Annotated in this window: 8 protein-coding genes; 3 read left to right on the top strand and 5 right to left on the bottom strand. The window is 42.2% G+C overall.

Translation table 11 applies throughout. The annotated features are described in order from the left end of the window. Positions 1–612 precede the first annotated feature (612 nt). A complete protein-coding gene (locus tag HRU23_16700) occupies positions 613–4,965 on the bottom strand; it encodes a response regulator (GenBank protein ID NRA55779.1) in 4,353 nt (1,450 codons plus the stop codon). Positions 4,966–5,321: 356 nt separating this feature from the next. After that, positions 5,322–6,218 carry a LysR family transcriptional regulator gene (locus HRU23_16695; GenBank protein NRA55778.1) on the bottom strand — a complete coding sequence of 299 codons (897 nt, stop codon included), beginning with the start codon at positions 6,216–6,218 and terminating at the stop codon, positions 5,322–5,324. 194 nt (positions 6,219–6,412) lie between these two features. Between HRU23_16695 and HRU23_16690 the strand changes: the two genes are divergently transcribed. Then, positions 6,413–7,264 (top strand): SDR family oxidoreductase, encoded by an 852-nt coding sequence (locus tag HRU23_16690; GenBank protein ID NRA55777.1) that lies wholly within the window; start codon positions 6,413–6,415, stop codon positions 7,262–7,264. An 83-nt stretch (positions 7,265–7,347) separates the two neighbouring features. On the opposite strand, the gene HRU23_16685 is transcribed toward HRU23_16690, so the two are convergent. The 3 genes from HRU23_16685 to HRU23_16675 all read right to left on the bottom strand — a co-directional run bounded on the left by HRU23_16685 (position 7,348) and on the right by HRU23_16675 (position 11,743). Then, complete coding sequence (locus HRU23_16685; GenBank protein ID NRA55776.1) at positions 7,348–8,841, bottom strand: sodium:proton antiporter; 1,494 nt, start codon at positions 8,839–8,841, stop codon at positions 7,348–7,350. A gap of 153 nt (positions 8,842–8,994) precedes the next feature. Continuing rightward, entirely contained in the window at positions 8,995–10,278 is a 1,284-nt protein-coding gene (locus tag HRU23_16680; GenBank protein NRA55775.1) for an FAD-binding oxidoreductase, read from the bottom strand. Between the two features lie 91 nt (positions 10,279–10,369). Further along, positions 10,370–11,743: a glutamine synthetase gene (locus tag HRU23_16675; protein ID NRA55774.1), complete on the bottom strand. Its 1,374-nt coding sequence runs from the start codon at positions 11,741–11,743 to the stop codon at positions 10,370–10,372. Between the two features lie 316 nt (positions 11,744–12,059). On the opposite strand from HRU23_16675, the gene HRU23_16670 reads away from it, so the two are divergent. After that, complete coding sequence (locus HRU23_16670; GenBank protein ID NRA55773.1) at positions 12,060–12,833, top strand: gamma-glutamyl-gamma-aminobutyrate hydrolase family protein; 774 nt, start codon at positions 12,060–12,062, stop codon at positions 12,831–12,833. Positions 12,834–12,843: 10 nt separating this feature from the next. After that, the gene (locus HRU23_16665) at positions 12,844–14,196 is read left to right on the top strand and encodes an aspartate aminotransferase family protein (GenBank protein NRA55772.1); all 1,353 of its coding nucleotides are present in this window, start codon (positions 12,844–12,846) and stop codon (positions 14,194–14,196) included. Positions 14,197–14,202: the final 6 nt, after the last annotated feature.

The raw sequence follows: 14,202 nt of genomic DNA, 5'->3' as shown, positions 1-14,202 counted from the left end.
CACTAATTTAACGGAATTGGTATAATTTGAGATCGGGTTAAGTACCGACATTTGTATTGAGCTCTGCGGCGCTTATATTCAATGTTGGCTATGCTCTTTCCAACAATAAGCTCTCTCCATAAATCCATACAACGCTTTTACCTTTATATTTTTCGCACATTCGTTATTAACGTGGGGATATTTCGGGGATAATATAGGTGACGTGAGTATTAGCTGTAGGAATACTTACTGCGACAATTTGCAATCAAGTGCAAGTTAAAGCCGTAAAGTCGCCCCCCTCGTTTAGCTATACAGCGACAGTTATATAACGAGGAATACGAATATTATGGCGAATTTAGGACTGGTAAAATAAACAAATGCTATGCTTATTTGTTACTGTTTGTAAGTCGGCGAAGATAAGAGTAACCCATACCGATATTTTGTTTAAGAAACGTCAATAACTGAGTTATTAAAGGGGAAATTGACAAAAACTCATTGATATCACGACTTTTCAATGAGTTTATTCCTCTACAACCACCATGTTTTTAGATCGTTTGGGCCGAAGAATTTTAAACATGGTAGACAATTATGGTCCTAAATCCAGGTTTAGTAATTTATGAACACTTTAGTTGTCTAGTTAAAAAACCGCTCTAGAGCGGTAATGCGCGGATCAGGATTACTTATACGCTTACCTTCACGATAATCAGTTGGCGTTTGCTGCAAATATTTATCAAACCAACGACTCATCTGACGCTCATTGGTGAATCCAGCCTCTGCGTAAATAGCTTTGATTGGTTTATCTGTCTGCTCCAACATTTTTACTGCCTGCAACCCCCGGTAGCCGTTGATACATTGCTTCATGGTCAGCCCCTCAGGGAAGTATTTTTTAGCTTTATATTGAAAGTTACGAATGCTGCCATTAAGGTGACGAGCAATCATGGTTTCTACATTAATAGTATCATCTAGATAACATTCGCAAATAACCGCTTTTACGGTGGCGATAAACTGTTGTTGACCTTGCTCATCTACCTCGCACTTTTGCCATGATTCCTCTAATGCAGGAACAACGATATGATCCTGAATTTGATTTAGTTCTTGTTGAACCCGTTTACGGATTCGTGCATGTTGGCTAATCAAGGTATTAACATGGGCTTGTAATATGTCCGGTTTCACCGTCTTATCAAGCCACAAATCAGCCTGAGCCGCAATCGCCTGCATACGTGTCGAATCATCACTAAGGGCACTACAGATTATGACCGGTATATGGGCCGTATGGCTATGGCTTTTGAGCTCCTTCGTTAATTCAATACCACTGTTATGTTGCTCCATTTTGATATCTGTAATAATTAAATCTGGTAGTTGAGCCCGAGCCAGTTTAAGTCCATCGACAGCCGATGAAGCACTAATACATTGATGTTGTATATTTAAAATTTGAATTAAGGAATGGCGTAGTTGGTCGTTATCCTCAACAATAAGAATTTTATCCTGTTTGTCGTTAGTAAAATTAACTGCTTCTGGTAGCAACGTAAGCACATTACACGGTTTAACAAGATTGGATTTTAACATTAAATGTTGCGCTTGGCTGGACTCCCCTCGAGGAAGTTTAATCTTAAAACAAGCACCTTGCTCTGAGTCACTGATTAAATCAATACTTCCACTGTTATTTTCTAAGGTGCTTTTGACCAAAAAAAGCCCCATGCCACGACCATCGGTATTTTCAAGACTATCACCTCTATAGCCGTGTAAGAAAATTCGAGAATGATCCTTTGTTGGGATACCGAGACCATTATCTGTCACTGTAAATTCGATGTAGGCATCTGTTTCTCTGATCTTAAGTGCAATGATACCGCCCTGAGGAGTGTACTGAATTGCATTATCTAGCAAATTACCTAGCATTAACTCTAATACACCAGCCTGCGCGTAGATAACTGGATTATCAGCTAAATCTATATTGAGCAGTAGTGATTTTTCATGAACACGGTTGTAGCGGGATGTAACGCAATACTCCACAACAGGTTGCACAAAAATATGCAAAAAGTCATTGTTGGTTCGGATTCTCAATTCAGCATTATCGAGTTCTTGCTTAACGACTTGGCGAACATCGTTTAGTGATTGTTCAACTTGTTCTAAGTAATTGAGTGCTTGCGATGAATTCTGGTCTCCTGCTATTTGACCTATGGCTAGCTGACAGTTATTACCTAGCGACATTAGCGGTGTTTTTACTTCGTGGGCAAAACTTTGAAACTGCAACCGAATATTTTCATTGGCGCGTGCGAGATTAGAGGTAGCTAGATTGATACGCCGTACTAATATCTGCTCATAACTATCGCGCCCTTTTTTATAAGACCAGGCAAGCAGTGCTGTTAATAAAAAATATAAGCTGTAGTTCCATAGGCTCTGCCACGGCTGTGGCGCAATCCTAAAACTGGTTAATAATTGTGCTTGGCTCCAAACCCCATCAGTATTAGCCGCCTTCAGATAAAATTCATATTGACCTGACTTGATATTACTATATCGAACATGGTGAACGCTGGTAGGATCGAGCCAATCTTTGTCGAAGCCCTTAAGAAAATATTGATAGCGAATTGCATCGGGATCTTCAAAATGAAGACCAACAAAGTCAAAACTAATGTAGTTTTGCTTATGGCTTAAACTTAATTGACTAAGCGAAGAAATATTTATTAGCTGGTCATTTATTCTTAACTGCTGCAGGCTGAGTTTAGGCGTAATAGGGTTGTCACTTATCCAGTCGGGACTAAAAGTATTAAAGCCGTTACTCGCACCAAAATAGAATTGACCACTGCTGCCAACGTGAGCGCCGCCGTAATCGTATTTATAACCTCGTAGACCTCTTTTGGAATTAAAGTTGCGACTTTGACCATTTAACGTATTAAAGCGCGTGATTCCTTTGTTGGTCGAAAACCATAAATTGCTTTGCTTATCACCTAAAATAGCATAAAGAAAGTTATCAGCTAGACCATTGCTCTGATCGAAAGTACGCCAAACGGGTTGTTGCTGTTGATCGAAAGTTAGTTTATTGAGGCCTCCACCGCGGGTTGCTAACCAATAGGTACCCGCTGGCATTTCTGTAATATCTTGAACCCAGTTTAATGATAAGCTGTTTTCATTGTCACTTTGATACTGAAACAGACGCATTGAGCCGGTGTCCGTATTAAAACTTATTAGACCATTATTGGTCGCCAGCCATAACAAGCCACCTTGATCCTGATAAATTTTATAAATGACGTTATCCTTAAGCTGAGAGTAATGACTAGCTGTTAACCATACCGGCTCTGACTCTGCTGTCGTTAAATCTAGATAACCTACAGTACTCTCTCCTCCAAACCACAATTTAGCGCCTTTGATATCACTAAATAAGCTCGAGAGCTGAGCCTTACAAACAGGTCCTTGATTATCAATTTTAAGTAACTGCGTTTCAAATTTAGGCACAATAAAGTCTTGCTGGCTATCACTCCATTGTCTGAGACCACAATTAGTCGCCAACCATAATCGCCCTAGACTGTCTCGTTGAATGTCGTAGATATACTGACCAGAACTACTTTCACTTTCGATATTATGGCCATATTGTTCGACTTTATTGATAACTCGGTGACCTGCTTTGTCGGTTGAAAATTCAATGCGCTCTACGCCTGCACCATCTAATCCAAGCCAAACGACATTGCCATTAAAAATAGGATCTTCATAGATAGCCCGAGTAACCTTGTGACCGTAATGATTGCCTGTAGTAACAAGGTCACGATAATGGTGAACCGTTATTTCACTCGGGGTTATTTTATATAAACCATTAAGTTCCATACTAGCCAGAACTGTACCACTACGGGTTAAAAACAGCTGAAACGCATGGCCATTATTGGAAATTTCTAAGCCTTGTTCACTTTCTCTAGCATTCTGGTGAATATAAAAGTTATCTTCTGCTTGATTATATACATAGACACCTTTTTCCATGCCAACCCACAATTGACCTTTATGACCGTTGACAAAATTGGCGTTGCGATTAGTGCTGTGCTTACTCTTAAGATCCTGAGTACGTAAATAAGGAATAAAAGTGTCGCTATTACGCTGGTAGCGATAGACACCATTGAAGCTCCCTACCCAAAGACGGCCCTTGTTATCATGATGTAAACTGGACACAATATTACCAAGTATTCCTACCGGGCCAGAGTTATTAGAGAGCTGATAGTGTTTAATCAATTGACCGTGTTTATTAACTAAAAACAAGCCATCATCAGTACCAAGCCATAGGTTTTTCTCATCTGCTGGTAAGATATGATTGATGGAGTTTTTTTTATGCCATGGTTGGTAAAGCTCAGGGGCGTATACCTGGATAAGGGTATTGTTGATCTGATCCACTCTAGCCAGGCCATTTATTCCGGCAACCCAAATAGTTCCTTGCGGGTCTTGATAAAGAGCTTTATAACCTGGACTGGTCTTTCTTATTGCCGCATGTTTATCGAAACTATATCCTGGATAATTTGGGACATCGGCTATTTGGGTGAATTTATCGTTCTTCGGATTAAAAACCATTAAATATCGGCCAGCCGTCCAAATCCGCCCCAGATTATCTTCAAATAATAACCCAACGTCATTAGCCTGAGCTACATTTTCTACTTGTTTATGCTGATAAGCATAAAAACAATCTTGTGTACGAATATAACGCGCAACTCCATTGGTCGTACCGGCCCAAATATCGCCATTTCTGGCCTCCAGCAAGCTTTTAACCTCGACATTAGGCAGGCTACAATCTTGTTTGGGATCACTACCGTAAATGTTAACTTGGTGACCGTCATAACGATTGACCCCGCTTTGGGTCGCAAACCACAAATAACCAGCCCGATCCTGAATGGTAGCGTAAATGGAGCTTTGTGACAGAGCAATTTCAATTTTTTCTAAATGATGCCGAATTTCCATCGCTTCGGAACTGGGAAAACTGAGCAAGATAACTAAACTAAATAACAACGTTTTCAAAATCAACCTACATCCTTGTAATAAATACGAATAAGTCCTAATGCGCATTATGCTGGTAATTCGTACAAGGTTCAATTGAATAAAAGTAATTTAACACTACTTTTCATTTGTTTATGTCTAATTGTTCACCATCCATCATGAAACAGTTCATAGTTTTTTTGTATATTATGGCAATATTTTACCAAGTTTATTGTTCCATATTCGGACAGTTTAGTAACTACAATGTTACTGGGTGCTAGTTCTTCCTCAATGCCACAATAGCTAAATGTAAACAAAACTGCATGAATAACGACTTGATCTAAGTAATGTTCGCGTCACTAAATAAAGTTAAAGCCGACTTTTCGATACCTCATAAGTTACCCAAAAATATTTGCTGCTAATAAATAATCAATCACAACACGAGTTCTCAAAGGTATTTGCCGTCTTGATGGATACACCAGCGAAAACGTCAATGGATCACTTGATAATGTCGGCATAATCGCAATTAACTGACCCGCTTCTATTTGCTGTTTTACTGTCGAGGGTAATAGTGCCCCCATCCCTAAGCCCTGAACAACCATTTGCTGCATTGCAAGTGGCGAATTACACCGAAAAAAGTCTTGCGGTTTAATCTCGATTGTTTCGTTGCGCCGGCGCATTGTTTGAACGTCGCCTTGATTCGTTTGTTGCAGTAATACCCAAGGTAATTGCTCGCATTCGGTGATTGATTTTGGCTCGCCGTATTTATCAATAAAGTCAGGACTGGCGAATAAACTAAATCGCTCTTGATGCATCTTTCGCGCAATAATCGACTCATCACGCGGAAAACCGATCCGTATTGCCAAATCTATTTGTTCGCTAATAAGATCTAACCGTGTGTCATCGAGAATGAGATCGAGTTTTACTTGCGGGTATTGTTGCTTAAAATCATGGAGTACTGGCAATACATATTTATGGGCAATATCGTGATTCATCGTAATTGCAACACGCCCGGAAGGCTCAGGAGGTGTGGTGATGGCTTCAATTTGTTGCAAAATATCCGGTAATTGACGTGCTTGCTGATAAACTTCCTGCCCTTCGCTTGTGATGTTCAATTGCCGTGTCGAGCGTTGTAACAAGCGCACTCCCAAATCACTCTCGAGCTGCGATACCTGTTCACTAATCCGTGATCGACTGGTGTTTAGCTTGCGCGCAGTGGCTGCGAATGTGCCCGTTTCTATCACCGTGGCGAAAATAGCCAGTAATCGCAGGTGAGAAAAATCAATCTCTCTCATGTATATATCTCATTATAATTTTTATGTATCTGATTAGAGCTGCTAAGTGTGCGGGTCTTTAGTTCGCGTTATCTTAATCTCAGTGTTCTCAAAACCAGGACGGTGCATTCGTCATTGCCCCACTTATCGTTACCAATATTGTGTTGCATACTACACAGGAATTCAACATATCAATATTAATTAGGGGTTTTATTATGATCGCAATTACAGGCGCAAACGGCCAACTTGGTCAATTAGTTATCACCAATTTACTCACTAAAACAGCCGCGAGTAACATAGTCGCGCTGGTACGAAACTTAGACAATGCGCAAGCATTAACCGCCTTAGGTGTCGTTGTTCGCCAAGCGGATTACGACAAACCAGCAACGCTAACATCAGCATTAGTCGGCGTTTCTAAATTACTACTGATATCGGGTAGCGAAGTCGGTCAACGTTTAGCTCAACACCAAGCTGTTATTGATGCTGCAAAGGCCGCCGGTGTCGCATTATTCGCCTACACCAGTATTTTAAAAGCAGACTCAAGCCCATTGTTGTTAGCCCAAGAACATAAAGCCACTGAACAACAAATTAACGCATCGGGCTTGCCTGCGGTGATTTTACGAAACGGCTGGTACACAGAAAACTATACTCAAGGTATCGAGGGTGCGCTCAACTCAGGTTCAATCGCAGGCAGTGCCGACCAAGGTATATTCTCTACAGCTGCCCGTAATGACTACGCTGAGGCTGCAGCAGTGATCTTAACCTCAAACGAAAATCATGTTGGGAAAGTTTATGAATTAGCTGGCGATGACGGCTTTACATTGAGTGATTACGCCGCTGAAATTACCAAGCAAACTGGTAAAGAAATTAAGTATGACAACCTAAGCGCCCAAGAACTGACGAGCCTATTGATGAGTTTTGGTTTAAACGAAGGCTTTGCCACCTGTCTGGTAGATGCCGAATTAAATGCTGCAACAGGCTGGTTGGCTGATACCAGCAAAACGTTAAGCAAATTAATTGGCCGTGCTACCACGCCATTAACGCAAAGCATCACGCAAATGTTATAAACAGCCCGAAAAAAAAGCTTCAAGTCAGGTAATTACGATCACCTGACTTGAAGCTGTGGCCATCCTGCTTTTATTAACTAATCCTAAGCCATTGTATAACCAAGGATCAGTAGTGAAATAAAGGCAAGTACTCCGCCTAATAAAGCATATGGAATTTGAGTTATTGCATGTTGCATTGGAGTACAGCCAGATCCCTGTGCAGACAACACCGTTGAGTCACTGTAGAAACAAGCATGCGAACCAAAAGCTGAGGCTGATAATAACGAGCCAACCACCAGCGGCATCGATAAATCAAAGTTTTGAGCGATTGGGACAACGATAGGCAATGACACCACAAATACCCCCCAGCTTGAGCCAGTACCGAATACAACCATCGCCATCACGGCAAAGATAATAGCAGGTAACATTTCCTTGTTTAGGTAAGGCGTTATCGCCTCAATAATATAGGGGGTCATGCCTAATTGATCATTAACTTCTTTAACCATAAAGCCAGCACAGACTACGGCTATCGGGTGAAGCATAACCTTAAAGCCGTCAAGCATTGAGTTAACTAATTGATCGAAAGTAAGTAAACGCTGAACAAAATATAAAACCATTGTAAACAATGACGCAACTAATGCACCTAACAACAAATCTATTTCATAGTAAACACTGGCACCAACTAGTACAGCCATTGGTAAGAAGAAATTAAGTAGACCCATAACCGGTGACGCTTTGGCTATGCCTGAAGTATCAAAACCATCGGCTTCAATGCCATCGGGGATCGGTTGGCCATTTTGGGCACGAGTTTCAGCATGCTTCATTGCGCCAAAATCTTTCACAAAGCCCATCGCAACTAACCAGACAACCAGTAATGCCATCCAACCGTATGCCATGTAAGGAATAGCTTCAATATAAAGCGCCATGCCCTGCCCTTCACCCGCTGCGCCATTTTCTTCAAGCAAAGCGGCGAAGTAAACAGCCCAAGTCGATACTGGCACTAAAATACAAACCGGAGCCGCCGTTGAGTCAACAATAAAGGCCAACTTTTCACGCGAGATATTGAATCGGTCTGTCATGCTTTTCATTGAAGCCGATACCGCGAGTGAATTAAGGTAGTCATCAATAAATACCAAAATCCCCAACATACAGGTGGTTAACAACGTACCGCGTTTCGATTTAATACGCCCAGCGAGAAAATCGCCAAAACTAAGCACACTACCACCGCGCTCAAGCATCGTAATCAAGCCGCCCATCATGCCACAAACAAGAATGATCCAAGCAATCGTTTCATCCATCATTACCTTGGTCGATATTGCGCCCAAATTAGTAAAAATATTGGTTGGGTCAAGCAATAATAGTCCGCCAATAATCCCGGCAAAGATTGCTTCAAGCGCTTTATGGGTCACAATAGCGGTAAATAGAATCAAGACAACGGGCAATAAGCTCAGAAAACCGTAGGGTTCTCCCGCAGTATGCGTTGTTGAAAGAAAGAAGAACGATGCCATAATGGCGCCGTAAAATATCAGTGATTGTATCGGCCTGTTATTTTTCTTTGTTTGTGACGCGCCAGCGTCATTGATTACAGCTGAAGTCATAATTTTCCCTTGTTTATGGTTTGATTATATTGGTTCGCTATGACTCAGTATTTTTGCTCAATTAAACACACACTAGCCTTGATGGTGGATGTTTAACAGGCTAAATACTGAAATAAGTTAGATTAATTTTTTCTGCCCGTTTTCTGATATCGGTCACACACCTAGTTTGTCTCGCAAGTTGTAAAACCAGGCGCCCATCGCGGTGTAAGGCACCCGCAATGAACGGCCACCAGGAAATGGATATTGCGGCAGACTAGCAATAACGTCGAAACGTTCTGCCTGACCCGAAATAGCATCAGCTATTACCTTTCCTGCAAGATGAGATGACGTTACGCCATGACCACTGTAGCCCTGGGCGTAGTAAATATTGTGGCCAATCCGGCCAAACTGCGGCAGGCGCATTAATGTCAGCAGGAAGTTTCCGGTCCATGCATAGTCAATCTTGGTGCCTTTAAGCTGTGGGAATGTCTTGAGCATGTTCGGCACAATTTTTGACTCAATTTTGCTTGGCTCACGCGCACCGTAAGTGACCCCACCGCCGTAAATTAAACGCCCGTCACCCGACAAGCGATAATAATCGAGCAGGTAGTTACAGTCTTCAACACAGTGTCCCGTCGGTAATAATTGCTGTTGCTGTTCTTTTGACAGCACTTCAGTGGTCACGATTTGGGTACCACAAGGAATGGCTTTTTGCTCAAGGCGTGGAATTAAATCGCCGAGGTAAGCATTGCCAGCAACAACCATAAAATCTGATGTAACCGAGCCATGGGCAGTGACTAACTTGACTTTTTGTCCTTCAATCACTTTTTCTACTGCGCTGTCTTCATAGATCACCCCGCCCAAACTTTCAAAAGCAGCGGCTTCGCCTAACACCAAATTTAACGGGTGAAAATGGCCGCCAGAATTATCGAGCAAACCGCCAACATATAACTCTGAACCAATATGGTTTTTAATTTCAGCCGCTGACAACATTTTTAACTCGTTATGGCCGTGCGCTTGCCAAAGTTCTTTTTTGTGCACCATTTCTGCTAATTGTTTCTCGGTACACGACGCAAAGATCCCGCCGTTTGTTAGGTCACACTCAATATTGTATTTCTCGACCAAACTACGCAGAATTTTGCCACCTTCAAATGCCATTGCGCCCATTTTAGTGCCGACTTCTTTGCCGTAATTGCGTTCGATAAAATCAATATCACGGCTATAACTATGAACAATTTGGCCACCATTACGACCAGACGCACCAAACCCTATGCGGCTACCTTCCAGAATGGCGACTTTATAACCTTTTTCTGCTAAATGAAGTGCCGTTGACAAACCGGTATAACCAGCGCCAATAATGCAGACATCTGCAGTGATATCTTGTTGTAATTGCGGGCGCTGTACTTTGTCATTAGCGCTTGCCGCATAGTATGAATTTGTGTGCGATATGGATGTCATAATAATTCTCAACTTATAAAGTCTAAGAGCAGCAACTGGTTTATTCGTTGCTTTTCGTTACATTTTTGTGCCGGGACGGTATATTTCAGCGCTACACGTTATTGAGATACCACTGAACTTCCAACTCGCTAATATGAGATTCAAACTTGTCGAGTTCGTGTTGTTTAGCTGTTACATAAATATTGGTGAATTGTTCGCCTAAATATGCAGTGAGGGTTGAGTCAGCTTTTAGGGCTGCTAATGCCAGTGGGAATTTTGTTGGTAATGGCGCGGCATGACCGTCGAAGGCATTGCCTGTCGATGGCTCGCAGTTTGGAGAAATCTTGTTACAGATCCCGTGATGAATCGAGGCAAGCACGGCGCTCATCACTAAATAAGGGTTAGCATCAGCTCCCGCGACTCGGTGCTCGATTCGGGTAGCTTGTTTATTGCCCGCAGGAATACGTAGTGCAACCGTGCGATTGTCCACTCCCCAATTTAATGCGGTTGCGACATAGAATTGTGGCTGAAAGCGTCGATAAGAATTTACGTTTGGACACAACAGCGGCATTGACGCTGGCATTAACTCGAGCAAACCGCCTATCGCATGTTCAAGCGTTTGGTTATAGTCTTGATCTGGTGCGGCAAAGGCATTATTGCCCTGCTCGTCCACTAAACTGACATGGACATGCATGCCGCTGCCAGCCTCTTCCGCATAGGGTTTAGCCATGAACGAGATATCAAAGTTATGCCGATCTGCAACCGCTTTAATAATTCGTTTTAATAGGATTGCATTGTCACAAGCTAATAACGGATTCGCCTGATGTTTAAGGTTTATCTCAAACTGACCTGGGGCACATTCAGCCACCGCAGTATCAGCCGGTACCCCTTGCTCACTGCAGGTATTACTCACCTCTTCAAGAAAGTCGCCATAATCAGCAATGGTATCAACTGAATAGACTTGCGTATGTTGATCTCGCTTGCCTGTTTTTGGGGAAATAGGCGCTTGAATGTGGCCTTGATGATCGCGGTTTTTATCAAATAGATAGAACTCTAATTCTACTGCGACAACGGGTGTGAGCTTTAACTGCGCTATTTTATTACAAATACGACTTAACACATGTCGCGGATCGGCAAAAAATGGTGCGCCGTCTTTTTGATACATACTCATTAATAGTTGCGCTGTCGGGCGCTTGTGCCAATTAGCCCGATGCAATGAATTAGCAACAGGTTTGCAGAACAAATCAGGCTCACCTACTCTCAACCCCAGCCCACACTCTTCAATGGTTTCACCCAAAATGTTCATTGAAAATACCGAAGCCGGCAGGTTAACCCCATCTTGAAATACTTTTGTTAAGTTACATTTTTCAATTCTCTTGCCGCGTGCTATCCCGTTTATATCTGAAACAAGCAAATCGATTGCTTGAATATGCGGATATTGAGCAAGAAAATCTTGAGCTTCCTGTGAATTGCCATGATCTGACATATCGATACCTTTGATTACAGCTGTTACAAGTCGACTTTCAAGATGGTTGAGCAATATATTCAACACAAAAATGAGGTCCGAAGTAACTGGGTTTAATTCAAATGAACAAAATATTCATCACTTATGGCCATTTATTAAAATGGAACCGCGTTAATTCGTCAAGAGATATTTAACATTAATTTCACAACAGAGAGTCACAAACAGCCACAACGGAAAGAAAACGCCTATTATTGTTAAATATATTGATTGATTTTGATTTTTTATTCGTATATTTTATTGTTCAAATAATTATATAAATATGTTGTCAGGATGTTTCATGCTAGTTGACGTTCAAAATATAAAACACAAAAAGCCATTAATCGGAATCACCTGTTGCAGTAATAAAGTCGCTATCCATGACTTTCAAATGGTGGCTGATAAATATATTAATGCGGCCGTTATTGGCAGCGATGTGATCCCTGTGCTCGTTCCTGCTTTGGGTGATGCCATGCTCGATCTACTGCCGCATTTAGACGGCCTGTATCTCACCGGTAGTTATTCCAACATGGAGCCACATCACTATGGTGCACCGGATATTGGGGTAGATATGCCGCGCGACCCACGCAGAGATCACACCAATCTAGCGCTATTAAAACAAGCCGTAGCGATGAAACTTCCGGTGCTAGGTGTTTGTCGCGGTTTTCAGGAAATGAACGTAGCGCTAGGGGGCAGTCTGCATCAACAGTTATTCAATCTTGATGACATGATTGAACATCGAGAGGACAAGTCGCTGACATTAGCGCAGCAATATGGTGTTGCACACCCGATAAAATTACACGATGGCGGTATTCTGGCAAAAATAATGAAAGGTCAACTAAGCCAGCAGATAAATTCATTGCATGGTCAGGGAGTCGATCAGCTTGCGAGCAAATTAAAGCCAGAAGCCACTGCGGATGACGGATTAATAGAAGCATTTTCATTAGCTGATAACTCTAGCTATTACTTAGGGTTGCAGTGGCATCCCGAATGGCAGTTAGCGCAGCACCCATTTTATTTAGAAATATTTAAAAGCTTTGGCCAGGCATGTGCCAAATATCGTTTAACAAAATAAAGAGGCAAATATGTCAAATTTATCGCAATTACAACAGTTAGACAGTAAGCATTTTTTACACCCTTTTACCGACTCTGCTGCACTGGCTAAAAGCGGCACCCGAGTGATCAGTCGCGCCAAAGGTATTTATATTTATGAACAAGACGACCGGCCTATTTTAGATGGCATGTCGGGTTTGTGGTGTTGCAACTTAGGTTATGGTCGTCAGGAGATCGTACAGGCGGTTAATGATCAGCTACAGCAACTGCCTTTTTATAACAGCTTTTTTCAGTGCACCCATCAACCTGCCATTGAATTGTCAAAACGACTCGCTGATTTGGCCCCATCACATATCAATAATGTGTTTTATACCAACTCGGGATCAGAAGCTAACGACACCATGATTAAATTGGCTCACCGATACTGGGATCTCCAAAACCAGCATGACAAAAAACGAATTATAAGTCGTCACAATGGGTATCACGGCAGCACTGTGGCAGCCGCAAGCTTAAGTGGCATGAGCTACATGCACGAGCAATTTAAAGGTTTGGATTACATTGACTATATTGACCAGCCATATTGGTATGGTGACGATGGTGATTTAAGCCCTGAAGCCTTTGGGTTGAAAATCGCACAGCAGCTTGAACAAAAAATACTGGAATTGGGGGTTGAAAATGTTGCGGCATTTATCGCTGAGCCAGTTCAGGGAGCAGGCGGGGTCATTATACCACCAGCAACTTACTGGCCTGAAATTCAGCGAATTTGTAATAACTATCAAATATTATTGGTCGCAGACGAAGTAATTTGCGGATTTGGTCGTCTTGGTACCATGTTCGCCAGTGAATATTTTAATATTAAGCCCGATTTTATTTGTTTTGCTAAAGGGGTGACCAATGGTTATCAACCACTGGGCGGTGTATTAATTAGCGATCGTGTCAGTGATGCCATTAAGTCTGCTGGCGATGATTTTTGTCATGGCTTTACTTATTCCGGCCATCCCGCAGCTTGTGCTGCTGCCCTAGCAACGTTAGATATTTTAGAAAAAGAGCAATTAGTTGCCAAAGTGAAAGACGACTTAGGCCCCTATTTTAGTCGCCGCTGGGCACAACTGGCCGAACACCCGCTCGTTGGAGAGGCGCGCAGTATTGGCATGCTCGCCGCGATTGAATTAGTCAAAGATAAAAATTCTAGAGAGCGCTTTGCCGATGGTGTTGCAGGTAAAACCTGTCGCGACATGTGCATCAATGTCGGCCTTGTGATGCGTGCTGTTGGCGACATTATGGTCGTAGCGCCGCCTTTGGTGATGACTCACGATGACATTGATGAGCTATTTAACAAGGCGTGGCAGGCATTGGATTTAACCGCAGAAAAACTTAACGGCTAACAGGAA

Source organism: Gammaproteobacteria bacterium (assembly GCA_013214945.1).
GTDB lineage: Bacteria > Pseudomonadota > Gammaproteobacteria > Enterobacterales > Psychrobiaceae > Psychrobium.
This window is presented reverse-complemented; position numbering and strand designations above follow the sequence as displayed.